The organism is Mesorhizobium sp. URHB0026 (assembly GCF_054059755.1).
Window position 1 is genome coordinate 5,541,759 of sequence record NZ_JBSSCN010000001.1, and the last position, 17,289, is coordinate 5,559,047.

Here is a 17,289-nt window from a genome sequence, read left to right on the forward strand (position 1 = left end):
TGGGGGCCCCCGGGCATCGTTCTGCGGCATCCATTTTGGCTATGAGCTGCCCCCACCCGGGCAATTGCCACGAAACCGACGGATTGCATTGCCCCCTGCCCCAAGGGGCCAAGCATGCTCGCAATCAAAGTAGTACTAGAGTACGTTCTCAAGCCAAGCTTTTGCCCTTGGAGGTGGGACACCAGCGTATGGAGCGACGGCTCACTGCAATCCTTGCTGCCGACGTGGTCGGATATAGCACGCTCATGGGCGAGGATGAGGTCGGTACGCTTGAACGGCTGAAAAGCTGCCGCCGCGAGTTGATCGACCCTTCGATCAAGGAATTCCGCGGTCGCATGGTCAAACTCATGGGCGACGGGGCACTGGTCGAATTCGCGAGTGTCGTCGATGCAGTCCAGTGCGCCGCAGCGATTCAGCGCCGGATGGCTGCCCGAGACCAGGGCCCCTCCGGCCCACGGCACATCAGGTTTCGTATCGGGGTCAATCTCGGCGACGTCATCGTCGAGGAAAATGACCTATACGGCGATGGCGTAAACATCGCCGCTCGCCTTGAGGCGATGGCCGAGCCAGGCGGAGTCTGCATCTCCGGAACAGCGTTCGATCATGCCGTCCACAAGGTGGACGTCGGCTTTGCCAGTCTTGGCGAGCAGCGCCTCAAGAACATCGCCGATCCGATTCGCGCGTATCGGCTGCTGCTCGATCCCGCTGCCGCGGGCAAGGTCGTGGCCGCGCCACACTGGCCGCGCTCGCGCATCCTGATCCTGGCGAGCGTCGCGGCCCTGGTAGTTGCCGTGCTTGCCGGCATGTTCGCCTGGCAGAAGTTGTCGTTGCCGTCGCGGCCATCGGTCGCCGTGCTGCCGTTTGCGAACCTAGACGGCGATCAAGGCCAGGACTATTTCGTTAACGGCATAACCGAAGACTTGATCACGGATCTCACCAAGCTTTCCGGTCTGGACGTCATCGCACGCAACTCGGTTTTCGCCTACAAGGACAAGCCTGCGGCGGTGGCAGACGTCGCGCGCGACCTTGGGGTCCGCTTTGTCGTCACAGGGAGCGTCCGCCGCACCGGCGATCAGATCCGGCTCAATGCCCAGCTTATCGATGCGGCAACGGGCGATAATCTATGGGCCAACCGGTTCGACCGTGGCATGGCCGGCGTGTTTGCCATCCAGGACGAGATGAGCGGGGAGATCGCCAAGGCCCTTGGCATCCGGGCTTCGGCTGCGGAGAGCGAACGAATGGCGCGTCCGCCGACCGAAAACCTTGAAGCATACGACTTCTATCTTCGTGCAGAGCAGACAGCACGGACCGGTCGGCGCAACGGACTGCCGGAGGCGCTCACGCTCTACGACAAGGCGGAGCAACTCGACCCAGCCTTTGCCGAAGCCTTCGCGGCTGATGCAAGCATGACAGTCTATATCTGGCGCGAATCGTTCAACGACATCATGCAGAGCGCACCGGCCCGCAAGCGTGCCTATGAGAAGGCAAGCCGTGCGCTGCAACTCGACCCAGATCTTTCGTCGCCTTACGCGATTCTTGGTATCATGCAGGTCGTGGATCGCCGCTACGAGGAAGCCATCGCTTCGGTTGAGCGAGCCGTAGCACTTGGCCCCGGCGATGCCGAGACGCAAATAGCCCTGGGATACGTGCAGCTGTTCGCTGGCAATCATGCCGAGGCTGCGGAAGCGGTCGAGACAGCTCTCAGGCTCGATCCCAACCTTTCAACCCATCAACCGACAAATTGCCGGTCTGGTCTTTCTCATTCAAGGAAGCAACGACAAGGCGATCGAGGCGCTCGAACGCACCCGCAACGATGCGCCATCAGTCGGAGATTTCACGATCACGCTTGGTGCCGCCTACGCTCGCGCCGGCCGCCTTCAGGATGCCAGGGCGGCGGTCTCCGAGGGAATGGGTGCCATGTCGACACCGGGGTTCGATTCATTGTCCGCATACCGGCTCAACGGTGCCCAGTACCGTAGTCCGCAGGATTTGGCTCTCATCATCGACGCGTTACAGCAGGCGGGCTTGCCCGAATGGCCGTTTGCCTTTACCGGCGACGAGCAGAATCGATTGAAGGGCAAAGAGATCGCCTCGTTGGTGCTGGGCCATACGCTGCAAGGCAAGCTTGAGCCCGGTCTCCAACCAGCCTTCCTGCAGATAGGCAGCGACGGCAAGGCAGCCTTCCGCTCTACGACGCGGCTAGTCACCGAGACTGTTCGTCTGGATGGCGACCTGTTGTGCGAGCTAAGCGAGAATATGTTCGGGCGCCCCGACTGCGGACCTGTCTACAAACGCCGCGACGATGCCGTCAACGGCTATTCCTTTGTCAATTCAAGCAAGGTGTTTCACTTCACTGTAGTCCAGTAGGCGGACTTGGTATCAGTGATACTTATCGAGCTTCAGGTTGGCGACGACCTTCGGCCAGTTAGCGTCGGCTTTCGGTATTTCTTCATCCGCGCGCGCAGCGAAACTGTCCGCATTGCCGACGTCGTAGACCAGGTAGAGCTTACCGTCGATAATCTTGAACGCTTCCGGATCGACATTAATCGTGACCCCTCCCCCTACGACTTCGCCAGCACAGTAGCCGCCATATTGAGGAGCGTACTTGACCGGCTCGCTCATGAACATTTCCTGGTGTTTCTTGCTGGCGAAATGCCAAGGTGTTCCCAGCCATTCATAAGTGAATTCTTCGGAGCCCTTTACGGCCTTGCCATCAGTGAAGTAAGCAACCGTATCGTAGCCCATGATCGCCACCCCGCCGAAATAGCCAGTGTTTACCGATCCGTCAGCCCAGGCCGATCCCGCGCCGGCGACCGCAGCTGCCGCGACCAGGGCAGCCGCCCCCAAATTCCGAACCAGCCGCGACTTGATCATCGTGCTCATCTGCATCCTCCGTTAATCGTGGATCTCCGCGCACTTCGCCGCACTAGCCTCGCCAAGGATCTTGGCCTGGCAGGTAGCACCATGGCGCTTGAACAGTCGTAATATATCGGTGTTGCCCTTCCAGAATGCGCGCGTTGTCGGCATGTAGCCATGCCCCTCGGGATGGTTCACATCGGCACCTTTCCCAATAAGGAATTCGGCCAATTCCAGGTGGTTTTCCTCGCCAGCCACCAACAACGGCGTTGCGCCCGCCTTATTGACGGCATCGTCGAGCACCGCGCCTTTTTCCAGCAGCAGCTTGGCGATCGGCAGGCTGCCCGAGAAGGCCGCCGCATGAAGGGGGGTAAAGCCGCCCGAGTTACGCGCCATCACGTCGGCGCCCTTGCCCAGCAGGAATTCGGCGATTTCGGGCTGGTTGTCGAGCGCGGCAGCGATGAGGAGGGTTGCCTGGTCGCGCGCCCGGCTGTCGACCTCGGCACCGTTTGCCAGGGCTTGCTCCACGGCGCCCTGGTCGCCTGCGGCGACAGACTCGAACAATTGCTCACCTGCGGCTGCTGTTGTAGCCGCCAATACCAGCATACCCAGTGCCAGCAGTCCGCGCATAACGCCGTGGTAGCATATTAGCTTGGAGTCATACAAGCGCCTTTGGGCTCACCAGGAGGGTGCCGACGTGCGATCCAGCCGGGCATAGCGAACGCGGCCCAAGTGGAAGAGGCGCAGGGCTTTGGCTTCGACTAGGGCCACAGTTTTGGTTTGGCTTGAAAATCCGACTACCGGTCGTGGGCGGCCCCATGCAAACTTGTCTAGTTCCGCGATTGGACGGCCGGCAACCGCAAACGTAGCCGTTCACTGGGATTCCGCTTTCCGGATGCGACTATGGTCTGCTCAACGACTGACATTGGGCGCGAAGGTGACATCTATACCTCGCATCCTCTCCCTCACCCACCAGCCAGTCTCGGCAGCAAAAAAATCTCCGCCCCCGGCGGCAGCTTCTTCGCCCACGTGTCCCTGTAAATCACCCCGTCGATCGCCACCGCGATCCCCTTCTCGATCAGCGGCTCCAGGGCGGGATACTGTTCCGCCAGTTTGCGGAACAGCTCCCTGATATCCCTAGCCTCGACCTCGACCTTGGTCTTGCCTCCCGCGAGCTGGCTGAGCGCGCCCCAAAGCGTGACTTCGACCATCGCGCGCCGGAGCCCTACCCTTCCCGTTCCGCCTCGATCGCCGCCAGGATGCGTGGCGGCGACATCGGGATGTGGGTCATGCGCACGCCGGCCGCGTTCGACACCGCGTTGGCGATCGCCGCCAGCGGCGGCACGATCGAGGTTTCGCCGACGCCGCGCACGCCATAGGGGTGGTTGGGGTTGGGGATTTCCAGGATCTGCGTGTCGATCATCGGCAGGTCGGAGCACACCGGGATGCGGTAGTCGAGGAAGCCGGCGTTCTGCAGCCGGCCGTCCTTGCCGTAAATATACTCCTCGTTGAGCGCCCAGCCGATGCCTTGCGCGGCCCCGCCCTGGTACTGGCCCTCGACATAGGTCGGGTGCACCGCCTTGCCGGCATCCTGCACCACCGTGTAGCGGATCACCTTGGTCGAACCCGTCTCGGGGTCGACCTCGACATCGCATATATGGGTGGCGAAGGAGACGCCGGCGCCGTCGGCGACGAGCTCGCTATGGCCGGCGATCGGCCCACCCGTGGTGCCCGATTTGGCGGCGATCTCCTTCAGCGACAGCTTGCCGAGATTGCCGTGCTTCTCGCCCTTGGCGACCGCGTGGCCCTGCTCCCAGATCACGTCGTCGACCGAGATGTCCCACATCTGCGCGGCGCGCTCGCGCAGAATCTTGATCGCGTTGCGGGCGGCCGAGATCGTCGCCATCGAGGACGAGAAGGTGCCGCGGCTGCCGTCGGTCATGTCGTTGTAACCGAGGGAAGAGGTGTCGGCGACCACCGCCTTGAGCTGGGAATAGTCGATGCCGAGCTCCTCCGCCGCGACCAGCGACAGCGACGCGCGGGAACCGCCGACGTCGACCGTACCCACGGCCAGCGACACCGAGCCGTCCATGCCGATGTTCAAGTCCACGCAGGTCTGGCCGCCGAAATTGAACCAGAAGCCGCAGGCCATGCCCCTGCCCTGGTTCTCCTTCAGCGGCGCCTTCATGTGCGCATGGCTCTTCACCGCTTCCAGCGTCGGGCCGATGCCGATCGGGCCGTAGACCGGGCCGTAGGAGGAGCGCGTACCTTCCTGCGCGGCGTTTCTGATGCGGAACTCTACCGGATCCATGCCGAGCTCCTTGGCGAGCTCATCGACGGCACTTTCCACCGCGAAGGCCGCCATCGGCGCCGAGGGGGCGCGATAGGCGGCGGTCTTCGGCCGGTTGACCAGCACTTCGTAGCCCACCGTCTTGACGTTATCGAGACGATAGCAGGCGAACGCCGTCATGGCGCCGATCTCGGCCCAGGAGCCGGCATAGGGGCCGGCGCTGTAGCGCAGCGTCGCTTCGGCCGCCGTGATGGTGCCGTCCTTGCGCGCGCCGATCTTGACGTCGATCGAGGTGGCGCTCGTCGGGCCCGAGGCGCGGAACACCTCGTCGCGGGTCATCACCAGCTTTACCGGGCGTCCGGCCTTGCGCGACAGAGCGAGCGCCACCGGCTCGGCCCAGACATGGGTCTTGCCACCGAAACCGCCGCCGATCTCGGACGAGGTGACGCGCAGCTTCGAGGCTTCCATGCCGAGCAACTGCGCGCAGTGCTGGCGGTAGACGAAATGGCCCTGCGTGCAGACCCAGAGATCGGCGGTGCCGTCGGAGCTGACATTGGCCACGCAGGCGTGCGGCTCGATATAGCCCTGGTGCGTCTGCTCGGTCTTGAACGAGCGCTCGACGATGAAATCGGCTGCCCCAAAACCCTGATGGACGTCGCCATGGCCGAATTGCGAGCGCTTGGTGACGTTGGACGGCTTGACCGGCTTTTCCTCAAGCCCTTCGGTGAAGATCGTGTCGTTGATCAGCGGCGCGTGGTGCGCCATCGCCTCGTCGACGTCGGTGACATGCGGCAGCACCTCGTAGTCGACCTCGATCAGCTTCAGCGCCTGCCTTGCCGTGCGGGCATCGATCGCCGCCACCGCGGCCACCGCATGGCCGTCATAGAGCGCCTTGGTGCGAGCCATGCAATTGTCGAGGATGTCGTACATGGCGGCATCGCCGTCGGTGAGGTCGGGCAGGTCGGCGGCGGTGATCACCGCCTTGACGCCCGCAAGCGCTTCCGCCTTCGAAGTGTCGATCTTGCGGATCTTGGCATGCGCGTGCGGGCTGCGCAGCACGCGGCCGACCAGCTGGCCGGCCATGTTGAAGTCGGCGCCGTAGCGGGCGCGGCCGGTCACCTTGTCGACACCGTCGGGACGGATCGGGCGCGTGCCGACGGATGCGAATTTACGCCCCGAAAAACGCGGATCGAAATTCATCTCAGGCTCCCTTCATAACGATGGCCGCGTCCTGGACGGCGCGCACGATCTTGTCGTAGCCGGTGCAGCGGCAGAGATTGCCGGCCAGCCCGAAGCGGATTTCCTCCTCGGTCGGGTCGGGGTTCTTGGCCAAGAGATCCTTGGCCGCGATCAAGAAGCCGGGCGTGCAGATGCCGCATTGCAGCGCCGCATGTTCCAGGAACTTCTGTTGCAGCGGGTGCAGCCGGTCGCCATGCGCCATGCCCTCGACGGTCTCGATGCGGCGGCCCTCGGCTTCAGCGCCCAGCACCAGGCACGAACAGACCAGTCGGTCGTCGACGATGACGCTGCAGGCGCCGCAGTCGCCCGTGCCGCACCCTTCCTTGGCGCCGGTCAGCCCGAGCCGGTCACGCAGCACGTCGAGCAGCGTCTCGTCGGGCTGGCAGAGATATTCGACATTGTCGCCGTTGATCGTGGTTGAAACCGCTACGCCAGCCATCATTTGCCTCCTGCACGTGCATAGGCGGTCATTGCGGCCCGCCTGGCCAGCACGCCCGCAACCTTGCGCCTGAATTCGATTGTGCCTCTCTTGTCGTCGATCGGGCGGCAGGCCCCGGCGCAGACCTTGGCCAGCCGCTCCAGCGCTGCCTCGTCGAGCTTGCGGCCGATCAGGGCCTCGGCCCCTTCTTCCACCAGCAACACGGTCGGCGCCGCGGCGCCGATCGCCACCCGGGCCGCCGTCACGACGCCTGCCTCGTCCAGCGTCAGGTTGACGCCGGCGCTGACCACGGCGATGTCCATCTCGGTGCGCGGAATGAACCTGAGATACGCATCGGCCGAACGCGGCGCGGGCTTGCCGAGCAGGATCGCCTCGATGATCTCGCCCTTGGCGAGCGAGGTCCGGCCCGGCGCGGTCGGCACCGTCTCGACGGCAATGGTGCGCTTGCCCGACGGGCCGACGACCACGGCCTTGGCGCCTGCCGCCACCAGCGCCGGAACGCTGTCGGCCGCCGGCGAGGCGTTGCACAGATTTCCGACAATGGTGCAGCGTCCCTGCACCTGCTTCGAACCGATCAGCTTGGCAGCTTCGACCACGCCGGGCCAAGCCTTCTTCAAGCCGGCGTTCTCGCCCAGCACGGCGCAAGGCACGGCGGCGCCGATGCTGAAGCCGTCGGCGGTTTCCCTGATGTCGCGCAAGCCGGCGATCGACTTGATGTCGATGATCAGTTCGGGTTCGACAAAGCCGCCCTTCATCCTCACCAGGAGGTCACTGCCACCGGCAAGGATGGCGGCGGGGCCGGCCGATCCGGCCAATTGGCCGACGGCGTCTTCGATTGAAAGCGGACGTATGTAGCGCATCGTCTCCCCTTGGTATCGCGATTTCAGCGACCGTTATAAACAATCGTCTCATAATGACCATCCGTTTCCCGAGCCGAGGCGATTGGGCCAGGTGCGGCAAAATGCGGTCCACTTGACCTGGAACATGGCCGGGAGGCGTCAGTCAGTGGGGCTTGACCGAGCGATGCCGTGCGTCGATCCTTGCCGGCCAAGGGAGGAGTTTCGATGCGACGTCTGTTGGCTGTGCTTTGCGCCGTGATGCTGGCCGCTCCCGCCGGCGCCGCGACGCTCTATTACGGCGCCCGGGTTGGAATGGAGCTTGCCATCGTCAAAAAGTCGGGCATCGGCTCCACCCACGCCAGCATCCTGGCCAGACACGACAGGCGGAAGGCCCGCCTCTACTGCCGCGAATATGGCCATGATTTCACCGAGGAGTGCATTGATGAGGAAATGAAGGCGCCGCTGCATTTCGAAATCACCGCCAACTGCAAGACCGGCGAGTTCACCACCTTCTACGGCGCCGCCATGCTGTTCCAGGGCCGCAACAAGGGCACCGATGTGGCGACCGACTACCGGATCACCGCCGTCGACGAGAAGGTGGTGCTGGATGGCTCGGGCGCCTCGGGCTACGACTATACGCTGGATCAGTTCAAGGCGCTCTGCCCCAACCGCGTGAAATAGACCGGGCGCGAAGCCTGGCCCGCCGAAGCCCCGGACCTTGGACCGTGGCCGGCACGGCCGTTTATCGCTAGCACAGGACCGCAGTGGAGGCGAAAGACCATGACCCTGACCAATCGCGACATTGTCGAACTGACCGAGTGGCGGCGCAAGCTGCACCGGCAGCCGGAAATCTCGAACGAAGAGGAGAAGACGGCGAAAGAGGTCACCGGCCCGGACAAGGTGCTGACAGGCCTCGGTGGGCACGGCGTCGCGGCCATCTACGAGAGCGGCAAAAACGGACCAACCGTCCTGTTTCGGTCCGAACTCGATGCGCTGCCGATCAAGGAACTGTCCGGCGTGCCGCATGCTTCGCAAGTTCCTGATAAGTCGCATATGTGCGGCCATGACGGACACACCGCTATCCTGGCCGCCCTTGGCCGCCAGTTCGGGCGCGAACGGCCCGCCAGCGGCCGCGTCGTACTTATGTTCCAGCCGGCCGAGGAAACCGGCAATGGCGCCGCCGGCGTCGTCGCCGATCCGCGCTTTGGCGAGATCGCGCCGGATTTCGCCTTCTCGCTGCACAATCTGCCCGGCGTGCCGTTCGGCGAAGTCAGGCTCAAGTCCGGCGTGGTCAATTGCGCCTCCCGCGGCATGCGCATCGTGCTGGAAGGCAAGACCGCGCATTCCTCCATGCCCGAGACCGGAACCTCGCCCATGCTGGCTATCTCCGAGTTGATGCCTGCACTGCCCGCGCTCGGCCGCGCGACTTTCGCCGATGATGATTTCTCCATGGTCACCGTCACCCATGCGCGGATGGGCGAAGCCGTGTTCGGCATCGCGCCCGCCCACGCCGAGGTCTGGGCGACGCTGCGCACCCGCCGCGACGAGCGCATGGCGGACCTCTGCGCCGCCGCCGAAACCCTGGTCGAGGAGATCGCCGGCCGCCACGGCCTCTCCGCCAGCTGGGATTATCACGAAATCTTCGTCGCCAGCGTCAACGCGCCGGATGCGGTGGAGCACCTGCGGCGCGCCCTCGATGAAGAGAGCGTCGCGCATGGCGAGGAAGCCTTGCCGATGCGCGCCTCGGAGGATTTCGGCGTGTTCGGCCACAGCGCCAAGTCGGCGATGTTCTTCCTGGGCGCGGGCGAGCGGCACCCTGCCCTGCACAATCCCGATTATGACTTTCCCGACGACCTGATCCCGATCGGCTCGAAGATCTTCATGAGGACGGCGCGCAACCTCCTCGGCTGATCTCAGCGGCACCGGCCAGCTCTGCCGCGAAGCGCCGTCCCCAATCAACTGGCCAACTGGACTCCTCGAACTGGATATTTCCAACGGGCCGGATTGTGTGGCATCTGTCAGGGCAACGCGAGGAGTTCGAAAATGTACACGCCGCCCGCCTTCCGCGATGACGACAAGGACAGCCTCTTGGCGACGATCCGCGCCGCCCGGCTGGCCAATCTCGTCACCGCCACGGCGGACGGACCGCTCGCCACCCCCCTGCCGCTTTTTCTCGACGAGACCGAGGGCGAGCACGGTGTCATCCACGGCCACCTGGCCAGGGCCAACCCGCAGTGGCGCGTTCCCGCGATCGGCGACGGGCTGGCCATCTTCATGGGCCCCGACGCCTATGTGACGCCGGCCTGGTACGCCACCAAGCAGGAAACCGGCAAGGTCGTGCCGACCTGGAACTACGCCGCTGTCCACGCCTACGGTCCGGTCGAGTTCTTCGAGGATGCGGACAGGCTGCTGGAGGTCGTCACCCGGCTGACCAACCTGCACGAAGGCGCCCGCGCCGCGCCCTGGGCCGTGTCGGACGCGCCAGCGGACTTCATCCAGTCGCAGCTTCGCGGCATTGTCGGCCTGCGCATGCCGGTCGTCAGGCTCGAAGGCAAGCGCAAGATGAGCCAGAACCGCAACGCTTCCGACCGCGCCGGCGTGGCCTCCGGGCTGGCCGCGAGCGAGCGTCCGTCCGACCGCGAGGTCTCCGCCCTCATCCCGTGAGGGCACGACGCCTCACCTTGCCAGCACCAGGTCCGCGTCGTCGAGAACGTAGCGGACATAACGGTAGTCGCGAATGAAGCTGATCCGGCCGTCGCGCCATTCCAGCCACATGAAATGGCTGGGTTTCGCGTCGGCCGGGTCTTCGAACACCACGATCACCTCGCGGCCCTCGACCCATGCCGGCCTGAGCCACAAGCCGTCGCTCTTGGCGTAGATCGTGAAGAACATGCCGACGTCGGCGGCCCCCGCGCGCGGCTTGTGCGTGGACTGATGGAGCCTCACATCGTCGGCCAGCAGCGCGCGCAAGCCGTCCCAGTCGCGTCGGTTGAACAGATTGACGTAGCGCACGATGGCCGCCGAAGCGACGCGCGCATCGGGGAGCGGATTGGCCTCGGCGTTGATCCGCCGAAGCCGGGCGCGGCCGCGCGCCAGATGCGCCTTCACCGCATCGACCGTGATGCCGAGCAGGGCGGCGATGTCGGCCAGCGGCTCGTCAAGCACATCCCTAAGGATGACCACGCCGCGTTGCGTCACCGGAAGCCCGGCGAAGCGCGACACGGCGGTTTGCACGGCTTGCCTGCGCATCAGCACCTCCACCGGGTCGGCTTCGTCGGCTATCTCGAGCGCCGTCTCGATGGGCTCGGCAACGCGGATCGCGCGGCTGCGCAGCAGGTCAAGCGCGCGGTTGTGGGCGATCCGGAACAGCCAGGGCCTGAGCTGAGGCACCTCACACAACTCCTCCAGGGCAACGACGGCGCGCGCGAACGTGTCCTGCACGACATCCTCGCCGTCGATGACCGAGCCCATCAGGCGCGAACAGTAGCGGTGCAGCTCCGGCCGCAAGGCGGTGGCAAGGGCAAGCAGCCCTTCCTGCCGGTCGCGCTCCACCGCTGGCTTTCCGTCGCTCAAGGACCCGCGCCCTCCATGATCGTCACCCCCGCGTCGCCGCTGAGGCCAAAGACGACGCCCTCGGCATATTGCGGCTCTTCCAGCAGCGAGACCACCCTGTCGCCGAACGCCCGGGGCGGCATCGGCGCGCCGAAGCGGGTGACGAATTGTTGCGGCGTGATGCCCATCGAGCCGGCATAAGCGCCAGCGGCCGCATCGCCGATCCCGGTGTCGAGGATCATCTGCCGCGGCACGATCGCCTGGAACCGGATGCCGAGGCCTTTCTCCTGCGCCACGCCATTGGCGTATTTGGCCATGAACCAGAGCATCCGCTTGGCGCCGCCATAACCGCCCGACATCTGCGACCCGGTGACGGCCGCACCGCTCGACCCGACCAGCACCCGGCTGCCCGGCCCGAGCGGCAGGTTCAGCGCCGCCTGCAGCCAGTAGAGCCCGGCCTTGACGTCGGTTTCCCAGGCGATGGAGAAATCCTCCCACTTCAACTGGTCCAGCCGCCCCATCCGGGGCGTGGCGCCGGCGTTGAGCACCAGTATGTCAGGGCGGACCTCGCCAAGAATGCGATAGGCGGCGTCCTCGTCCGTGACATCGGCGGCGATGGTGGCGACCCCAAGCCGGGCACCGACCGCCTGCAGCGCCTCGGCGCCACGTGCGACCACGGTCACGCTGGCACCTTGCTCGACCAGCGTTTCGACCAATCCGAGGCCAAGCCCACGGCTGCCGCCCGTGACCACGATTTTCTTATGCCTGAGGCTCATTTGACCCTGCTCCAGTGTTTCACTGTAGCTAAGACGTTTGAGGGTTGGGAAAGAGCCAGCGGTTTGCGAGATTTGATGATGTCGTCAGCCAGAAACCAGGTCGACAGTCCGCGCCGCTTCTCGCTATGGATCTTGACGAAAATTCGTGCGCCGGTTTGGACATTGGGGCGCGACATGTGCTCCATGGGCAGGTGACGAAGCGGCGGGGAAGAAGTGAAGCGCGTTTTTCGACTGTTTGCCACGGCGGTCATGGCATCCGCACTGAGCGGCTGCACCAGCGTTTCCTACTACGCGCAATCGCTGGAGGGTCATGTCCGGATCATGGCCGCGCGCCAAGACGTCGGAAAACTGATCCAGGCCCCTTCGACATCCAAGGCATTGCGCGCCAAGTTGACATCGGCAAGCGCCATAAGGCGGTTCGCCACGGATGAGCTGGCACTGCCCGAAAACAACAGCTACCGCAGCTATGTCGACATCCACCGGGACGCCGTGACCTGGGCCGTTTTTGCCGCCCCGCAATTCTCGCTCACGCCCAAGACATGGTGCTTTCCGGTTTTCGGCTGCGTTCCGTACCGGGGTTACTTCGATCGGAAATCCGCGGCCGAAAGCGCCGTCGAACTTCATCGACAGGGGCTCGACGTCTATGTCACCGGCATCACCGCCTATTCCACGCTGGGCTGGTCCAGTGACCCGCTGCTCAGCACCATGCTGCGTCAGGACGACACCTATCTCGCAAGCCTTGTCTTTCATGAACTGGCGCATCAGCGCCTCTATGTGAACGGCGATTCCGCATTCAATGAGGCTTTCGCGGTCGCTGTCGAAACCACCGGCACGAGAAAATGGCTCCGCGCCGCCGGCGACCGCGCCGGATTGCGCCGCTACGAGACCGATCGCAAGCGCAGCGCCGATTTTCTCGCATTGGTGTCGAGAACCCGCGACGAGCTGCGGCAGGTCTATGAAAGCTCCCGCACCCCCGATGAGATGGCAGCGGCCAAGGCAGCCACGCTCGACAGGTTGCGGACGCGCTACCGGCAAATGCGCGACATAAGCTGGGCCGGATACCGGGGATACGACGCCTGGTTCAATGCGCCGATCAACAACGCAAAGCTCGCCGCGACGTCTGTTTACGGCGAACAGGTTCCGGCGTTTATTCGCTTGTTCGATTTATGCTCCGGCGATTATCCAAGGTTCTACGCATCAGTTCGACGGATCGCCGATCTGCACGAACCGGCCCGTGGCGAAGCGCTCAGGGCCGCGACCACCTGCGATTGACTTGAACGGCACGGGTTGCTGCGATGTCGGATTAGGCCCGCGAGCTGACGGCCAGCTTCTAAGGTGAAGTCACCGGGCAAGCCAACGATCCGGCGTCCGCGTCGAGCACGAAACGCCCGCAACGCTCGCCGTCGGACCCATCGATGAAGCTCTCGACATGTGTGAAGCCGAGCTTCGCCAGGATCCGCAACGACGCGACATTGCGCACCGCCGCTTCGGCCGTCACCTGATCGAGCGCCAGGGCCTCGAAGGGCGTAGCGAACCACTTCGCGTGCCGCTTCGGACCCCAGCCCCTGCCCCCAATGCGTACGCCCCAGCACAAATCCTAACGCGGCTGTCTTGGCCTCGTTCGCGCCGAAGGACAGGGTTATCGTCCCGATCGCGTCCGACACGCCTGCCTGGTCTATCGACCATTTGATCGCCCGGCCGTCGACCAACCGCTGACGCGCAAGGGCGAGCCATCGCGCGCCCGCGCTCAAGTCGTCGGCAACGGGATCGCCGGCAAGGAAGGCGGATTCGACATCGCTCGCCCGCGCGAACCAGGCCGGAATATCCCGCTCGCCCGGCGCCCGAAGCACGAGCCTTGGTGTGGTGAGCCTGGGAACTGTTTTCATCGAAGGCATTTTCGCCCTGGGGCAGCGCCAATGCAACGGCGCTGAGCCGCGGCGGCTGACCGCCAGGACAGAATTCGACCCCAGGGTACGCCCAACCGTCTTCAGCCTCAGCGCCGGGCGCTTCGATCGGCACTTCAATCACTCCGGGCCACCGGCTGCCGCCGATCTGCGAGTGGCGTGAGATTTGGTGATGCCGCCAGCCCACCACAGGGCGGACCATGGCAACGCGTCGGCGATTCGCGATGAACGGACGGCTCTCCGTTGGCAAGGGATTCTTTGAGCGTTGCCGTTGCTGGTTGGTGCGGCCATGTATCCGACCTGTAGGTGCGGCCTATCATGTGCCGCTGGCCATAATGCCATTCGCGCGTCTCAGGTCCCGATCGTAAGCTCGCACTCGAGGTGCACGGCCCCAGTGGGTTTTCCTGATCCGGCGGTATCAACCGGCTTTGTGCATTAGCTCCTGTCCGCCCTTTCCAACCTCGTCAGCGATCGCTCGCCTTATCTTGTTCTATGCGATGACCGGCTCCCTGTAGCGCTCGCCGTTCGTCATCAGTGCCCAGACCATCCGGGCGGTCTTGTTGGCCAACGCAACCGCCGCAACCTTGGCTGTTCGCCGCGCCATCAACTGCACGAGCCATGGCCTCCTGGTACCGTTGCGCTCGGCATAGCGGATGACCGCCATCGCACCCACCACGAGCAACTGCCGCAAGTAGCGATTGCCGGCCTTGGAGATACTGCCGAGCCTCTCCTTCCCCCCGCTCGAGTGCTGCTTCGGCACGAGTCCGATCCATGCCGATAGACAGCGCCCCGACTTGAACGCATGCGCATCGGCGACCGTAGCCACGAATGCACTTGCCAGCAGCGGGCCGACGCCTGGGATTTCCATCAACCTGCGACCAAGCTCGGTCTCACGCGCATTCGCCCGAACCCTACGATCGTTTTCGAGGATCTGTTTCTTCACGACCCTGAGCTGCGCCTCAAGCATGCGAAGGCATAGCCGCGCGTCAGCTGGTATCCTGGTCTCGTTCTCGTCGTTGACGACCACGAGCAGTTGCTCAATCCCATTCCGCCCGATCGGCGCTACGATCCCGAACTCGGATAGGTGTGCCCGCAACGCGTTCGATATCTGCGTGCGCTGGCGGTTGAGCATCAACCGGACCCGGTGCAGCATCATCACACTTTGCTGCTCGGGTGATTTCACAGGCACGAAGCGCATGGTCGGCCGAGTGACCGCCTCCCAGATCGCCTCTGCATCTGCGGCATCATTCTTCCGCCGCTTCAGATAAGGCTTCACATACTGTGCCGGCAGCAGCCGGACATCATGGCCACGTGCAGTCAGTTCTCTCGCCCAATAATGCGACGAGCTGCAGGCTTCGATACCGACCAGGCAACGTGGCAGGCTCTCGAAGAATGCCATCACGCGCCCACGCGTCAGCTTCCTGCGAACGACAACCTCACTCGCCGCATCCACCCCGTGGATTTGAAACACTGACTTCGCAATATCCAGACCAATCGTCGTAACGTTGCCCATCATAGATCTCCTCCAGCTTCTGGCCCCACGATCATACGGCAGGGCGGGAGGAGAGCCGTCCACCGCATCAGAAGCGGAACGTCGGCCTTCGGGATGACGAGGCTAGAAAGCGGAAGAGCTGTTGCTGACACGCCGGGAACAACGACGCCTGGCAGCATCGCCTCCGCGAGAGTGTTTTCAAAGCCGACGATGTGTTGAGTTGGCGGGGTCCAGCCGGACCAAGCGCCTGACCCGAGATCGTTTGATAGATCCAGCCGTCAGATGTGTCCCGTCCCTGTTGACGACGCCTGACAGCTGGTTTGAATCCGGTGACGCCTCTTTCGGCAAAGTCCGCCGTACTGGACCGCTATCTGCGCAAAAGCCTGGATCGCATGGTTGTTGGTAGCATCTGGTGAGGCGGGAGGCTGCCGGACCCTGGCCGCCAATGCAGGGCACCTGAGCCTCGCGCTGCTCAAGGTCAGGTCGGCGGCTGGACGAGCAACGGCAGGACTTCGGTTCAGGCTGAGTCTCCGCGCCCTTTGCGTCCAAACTGCATTCCCGGAATAGAATTCCATCTTTCGACGCAGGCGGGCAACCTTTCCTGCACGATGACGTTTCGAGGGATGATCGTTGCATACGATCGACGTAAATCGTGAGGAGATGAAAGTGACCTTCAAAATGCTCACTATGGGCGCGATGGCGCTCGCAATGATGACTGGCTCGGCGCTGGCTGCATCTGGTGGCGGCACCTCCGCTCTCGACGATCCGGCAAAGATGTCGCCGTTCTTCACCGATGCCGGCATGAAAACACTCAGGTCGGAAGCGGATTTCAAGACCGCATGGATGTCCATGAAGCCAGATGAACAGAAGGCGGTGTTGAAAGACTGCGGCGACACCACGATCAACAAGTCGCATGCGGATTTCTGCGCGATGGCCAAGAAGATGGGTGGCTGAATTTGCGGGAAAGGCGGCCGTTTCGCGCCGCCTTTGGCCACAGACGCCGTTTGAAGGTACCGGTAAGAGCGCCTATGGTGCCTCGAATGGAGGCGGCGAGTGGCGTTCACCGTTATTTGGTATGGAAGACAGGGCATCATCGACAAGGTGATCTTTGACGCCGAAAAGGTGGCAAAAGATCACGCAATCTCCATGTTTCAGACCCGAAGGGGTGACGAGGGGATCATTTGCGTTGAAGTTCGCAAGGACAATGGCACTGTCGTCTTCAGCCATGCTGAAAATTAGGATGGCTACTTACCAAATACCCTCAGACTCATCGAAGCCAACATGTCCTGTCACATCGTCAACAATGTGACAGGAGCGATTGTGATGGTATCGCCCTGGATCCAACTCCACTGCCAACGCGAATAATTGGCCGAGCTCGAAGACCACCCCGATGCCGTCGTAATAGTTGACCGTCCGCTCTAAGGAATTCGCAGATGTCGTCTGAACGGCCGGGATGCGGCGCATACCAGACATTCAGTAGCTGACCGACCGCGCCTCGGTCGCCTCATCCCCTGCACATCGTGGAGCGGAGAACGGTCCGCATATGTCTGGCAGGTCGAGCTCGCCGCGCGCCTCGATCGCCAAAAGACACAGAGCCTTGGCCAGGCGGTCCGATTCCCCAGGGGAACCGCAGAGGGGTGAGCAGCGCACTCTGCTCCTCCCAGCCGGCTCTGTCGGACTCATGCAGGTCTTCGCCCAACGCAGCATAAGCTATCCTGTGCGCCTCGGTCGGCGCTTGCTGACTATCGGACGGTCCTCGGTCTCGCCCCGGCAGCTCAGTACCGAGCGCCATTGCGGCAACTGTCGTGGCGCTATACATGAGTTTCGAGTCGGACTCTTAGGGCCAGGCCGGGCAAAAAGATCATCCCTGGTAATATTTCCGAGTTTTAGCACTTCTCTCGT

The 17,289-nt window shown here is 63.6% G+C and carries 17 protein-coding genes and 2 pseudogenes; 7 read left to right on the forward strand and 12 right to left on the reverse strand.

Translation table 11 applies throughout. The annotated features are described in order from the left end of the window. Positions 1-188: 188 nt before the first annotated feature. A pseudogene (locus ACVWWD_RS27385) lies at positions 189-2,367 on the forward strand (tetratricopeptide repeat protein). Positions 2,368-2,379: 12 nt separating this feature from the next. Here ACVWWD_RS27385 and ACVWWD_RS27390 read toward each other — a convergent pair. From ACVWWD_RS27390 to ACVWWD_RS27415, 6 genes are all read right to left on the reverse strand, one after another. Further along, a complete protein-coding gene (locus ACVWWD_RS27390) occupies positions 2,380-2,889 on the reverse strand; it encodes a YHS domain-containing (seleno)protein (protein ID WP_023773602.1) in 510 nt (169 codons plus the stop codon). Positions 2,890-2,895: 6 nt separating this feature from the next. Beyond that, complete coding sequence (locus ACVWWD_RS27395) at positions 2,896-3,486, reverse strand: ankyrin repeat domain-containing protein (RefSeq protein ID WP_352549523.1); 591 nt, start codon at positions 3,484-3,486, stop codon at positions 2,896-2,898. A 335-nt stretch (positions 3,487-3,821) separates the two neighbouring features. Continuing rightward, entirely contained in the window at positions 3,822-4,067 is a 246-nt protein-coding gene (locus ACVWWD_RS27400) for a MoaD/ThiS family protein (protein WP_352549506.1), read from the reverse strand. A 14-nt stretch (positions 4,068-4,081) separates the two neighbouring features. Beyond that, positions 4,082-6,346, reverse strand: a complete 2,265-nt coding sequence (locus ACVWWD_RS27405; RefSeq protein ID WP_023794438.1) for a xanthine dehydrogenase family protein molybdopterin-binding subunit — start codon at positions 6,344-6,346, stop codon at positions 4,082-4,084. A 1-nt stretch (position 6,347) separates the two neighbouring features. Continuing rightward, the gene (locus ACVWWD_RS27410; RefSeq protein WP_015316741.1) at positions 6,348-6,824 is read right to left on the reverse strand and encodes a (2Fe-2S)-binding protein; all 477 of its coding nucleotides are present in this window, start codon (positions 6,822-6,824) and stop codon (positions 6,348-6,350) included. Then, on the reverse strand, positions 6,824-7,684 hold the full coding sequence (locus ACVWWD_RS27415) for an FAD binding domain-containing protein (RefSeq protein ID WP_015316740.1): 861 nt from the start codon (positions 7,682-7,684) through the stop codon (positions 6,824-6,826). The genes ACVWWD_RS27410 and ACVWWD_RS27415 overlap by 1 nt, the downstream gene beginning before the upstream one ends. A gap of 204 nt (positions 7,685-7,888) precedes the next feature. On the opposite strand from ACVWWD_RS27415, the gene ACVWWD_RS27420 reads away from it, so the two are divergent. The 3 genes from ACVWWD_RS27420 (at position 7,889) to ACVWWD_RS27430 (ending at position 10,327) form a co-directional block, all read left to right on the forward strand. After that, positions 7,889-8,344 (forward strand): hypothetical protein, encoded by a 456-nt coding sequence (locus ACVWWD_RS27420; RefSeq protein ID WP_352549508.1) that lies wholly within the window; start codon positions 7,889-7,891, stop codon positions 8,342-8,344. Positions 8,345-8,443: 99 nt separating this feature from the next. Beyond that, positions 8,444-9,574, forward strand: a complete 1,131-nt coding sequence (locus ACVWWD_RS27425) for an amidohydrolase (RefSeq protein ID WP_457103522.1) — start codon at positions 8,444-8,446, stop codon at positions 9,572-9,574. A gap of 132 nt (positions 9,575-9,706) precedes the next feature. Next, entirely contained in the window at positions 9,707-10,327 is a 621-nt protein-coding gene (locus tag ACVWWD_RS27430; protein WP_023773595.1) for an FMN-binding negative transcriptional regulator, read from the forward strand. A gap of 12 nt (positions 10,328-10,339) precedes the next feature. Here ACVWWD_RS27430 and ACVWWD_RS27435 read toward each other — a convergent pair whose 3' ends face one another. Genes ACVWWD_RS27435 through ACVWWD_RS27445 form a run of 3 tightly spaced genes read right to left on the reverse strand, consistent with a single transcriptional unit; the run spans position 10,340 to position 12,266 of the window. After that, positions 10,340-11,236: a sigma-70 family RNA polymerase sigma factor gene (locus tag ACVWWD_RS27435; protein WP_352549513.1), complete on the reverse strand. Its 897-nt coding sequence runs from the start codon at positions 11,234-11,236 to the stop codon at positions 10,340-10,342. Further along, positions 11,233-11,991, reverse strand: coding sequence for an SDR family NAD(P)-dependent oxidoreductase (locus ACVWWD_RS27440; RefSeq protein ID WP_457103523.1), 759 nt, complete (start codon positions 11,989-11,991; stop codon positions 11,233-11,235). Before ACVWWD_RS27440 ends, ACVWWD_RS27435 begins: the two co-directional genes overlap by 4 nt. Then, positions 11,988-12,266 carry a hypothetical protein gene (locus tag ACVWWD_RS27445; RefSeq protein ID WP_457103524.1) on the reverse strand — a complete coding sequence of 93 codons (279 nt, stop codon included), beginning with the start codon at positions 12,264-12,266 and terminating at the stop codon, positions 11,988-11,990. The genes ACVWWD_RS27440 and ACVWWD_RS27445 overlap by 4 nt, the downstream gene beginning before the upstream one ends. Positions 12,267-12,312: 46 nt before the next feature. Between ACVWWD_RS27445 and ACVWWD_RS27450 the strand changes: the two genes are divergently transcribed. Continuing rightward, positions 12,313-13,263 carry an aminopeptidase gene (locus ACVWWD_RS27450; RefSeq protein ID WP_457103648.1) on the forward strand — a complete coding sequence of 317 codons (951 nt, stop codon included), beginning with the start codon at positions 12,313-12,315 and terminating at the stop codon, positions 13,261-13,263. A gap of 58 nt (positions 13,264-13,321) precedes the next feature. On the opposite strand, the gene ACVWWD_RS27455 is transcribed toward ACVWWD_RS27450, so the two are convergent. From ACVWWD_RS27455 to ACVWWD_RS27465, 3 genes and pseudogenes are all read right to left on the reverse strand, one after another. Continuing rightward, positions 13,322-13,489: a hypothetical protein gene (locus tag ACVWWD_RS27455; RefSeq protein WP_352549525.1), complete on the reverse strand. Its 168-nt coding sequence runs from the start codon at positions 13,487-13,489 to the stop codon at positions 13,322-13,324. Positions 13,490-13,556: 67 nt separating this feature from the next. Next, a pseudogene (locus ACVWWD_RS27460) lies at positions 13,557-13,886 on the reverse strand (GNAT family N-acetyltransferase); the annotation flags it as partial. A gap of 499 nt (positions 13,887-14,385) precedes the next feature. Next, positions 14,386-15,408, reverse strand: coding sequence for an IS110 family RNA-guided transposase (locus tag ACVWWD_RS27465; RefSeq protein ID WP_457103649.1), 1,023 nt, complete (start codon positions 15,406-15,408; stop codon positions 14,386-14,388). Between the two features lie 645 nt (positions 15,409-16,053). Here ACVWWD_RS27465 and ACVWWD_RS27470 point away from each other — a divergent pair. After that, complete coding sequence (locus tag ACVWWD_RS27470) at positions 16,054-16,341, forward strand: hypothetical protein (RefSeq protein ID WP_023781605.1); 288 nt, start codon at positions 16,054-16,056, stop codon at positions 16,339-16,341. Positions 16,342-16,440: 99 nt separating this feature from the next. Beyond that, complete coding sequence (locus ACVWWD_RS27475; protein WP_023781604.1) at positions 16,441-16,626, forward strand: hypothetical protein; 186 nt, start codon at positions 16,441-16,443, stop codon at positions 16,624-16,626. The last annotated feature ends 663 nt before the right edge of the window (positions 16,627-17,289 follow it).

What these genes read in the sequence shown, in the direction of transcription:
- ACVWWD_RS27390 (WP_023773602.1), bottom strand. Translation starts at nt 2,889, where the DNA reads ATGCAGATGAGCACGATGATCAAGTCGCGGCTGGTTCGGAATTTGGGG.
- ACVWWD_RS27395 (WP_352549523.1), bottom strand. Translation starts at nt 3,486, where the DNA reads ATGCGCGGACTGCTGGCACTGGGTATGCTGGTATTGGCGGCTACAACA.
- ACVWWD_RS27400 (WP_352549506.1), bottom strand. Translation starts at nt 4,067, where the DNA reads ATGGTCGAAGTCACGCTTTGGGGCGCGCTCAGCCAGCTCGCGGGAGGC.
- ACVWWD_RS27405 (WP_023794438.1), bottom strand. Translation starts at nt 6,346, where the DNA reads ATGAATTTCGATCCGCGTTTTTCGGGGCGTAAATTCGCATCCGTCGGC.
- ACVWWD_RS27410 (WP_015316741.1), bottom strand. Translation starts at nt 6,824, where the DNA reads ATGGCTGGCGTAGCGGTTTCAACCACGATCAACGGCGACAATGTCGAA.
- ACVWWD_RS27415 (WP_015316740.1), bottom strand. Translation starts at nt 7,684, where the DNA reads ATGCGCTACATACGTCCGCTTTCAATCGAAGACGCCGTCGGCCAATTG.
- ACVWWD_RS27420 (WP_352549508.1), top strand. Translation starts at nt 7,889, where the DNA reads ATGCGACGTCTGTTGGCTGTGCTTTGCGCCGTGATGCTGGCCGCTCCC.
- ACVWWD_RS27425 (WP_457103522.1), top strand. Translation starts at nt 8,444, where the DNA reads ATGACCCTGACCAATCGCGACATTGTCGAACTGACCGAGTGGCGGCGC.
- ACVWWD_RS27430 (WP_023773595.1), top strand. Translation starts at nt 9,707, where the DNA reads ATGTACACGCCGCCCGCCTTCCGCGATGACGACAAGGACAGCCTCTTG.
- ACVWWD_RS27440 (WP_457103523.1), bottom strand. Translation starts at nt 11,991, where the DNA reads ATGAGCCTCAGGCATAAGAAAATCGTGGTCACGGGCGGCAGCCGTGGG.
- ACVWWD_RS27450 (WP_457103648.1), top strand. Translation starts at nt 12,313, where the DNA reads ATGGCCGCGCGCCAAGACGTCGGAAAACTGATCCAGGCCCCTTCGACA.
- ACVWWD_RS27465 (WP_457103649.1), bottom strand. Translation starts at nt 15,408, where the DNA reads ATGGGCAACGTTACGACGATTGGTCTGGATATTGCGAAGTCAGTGTTT.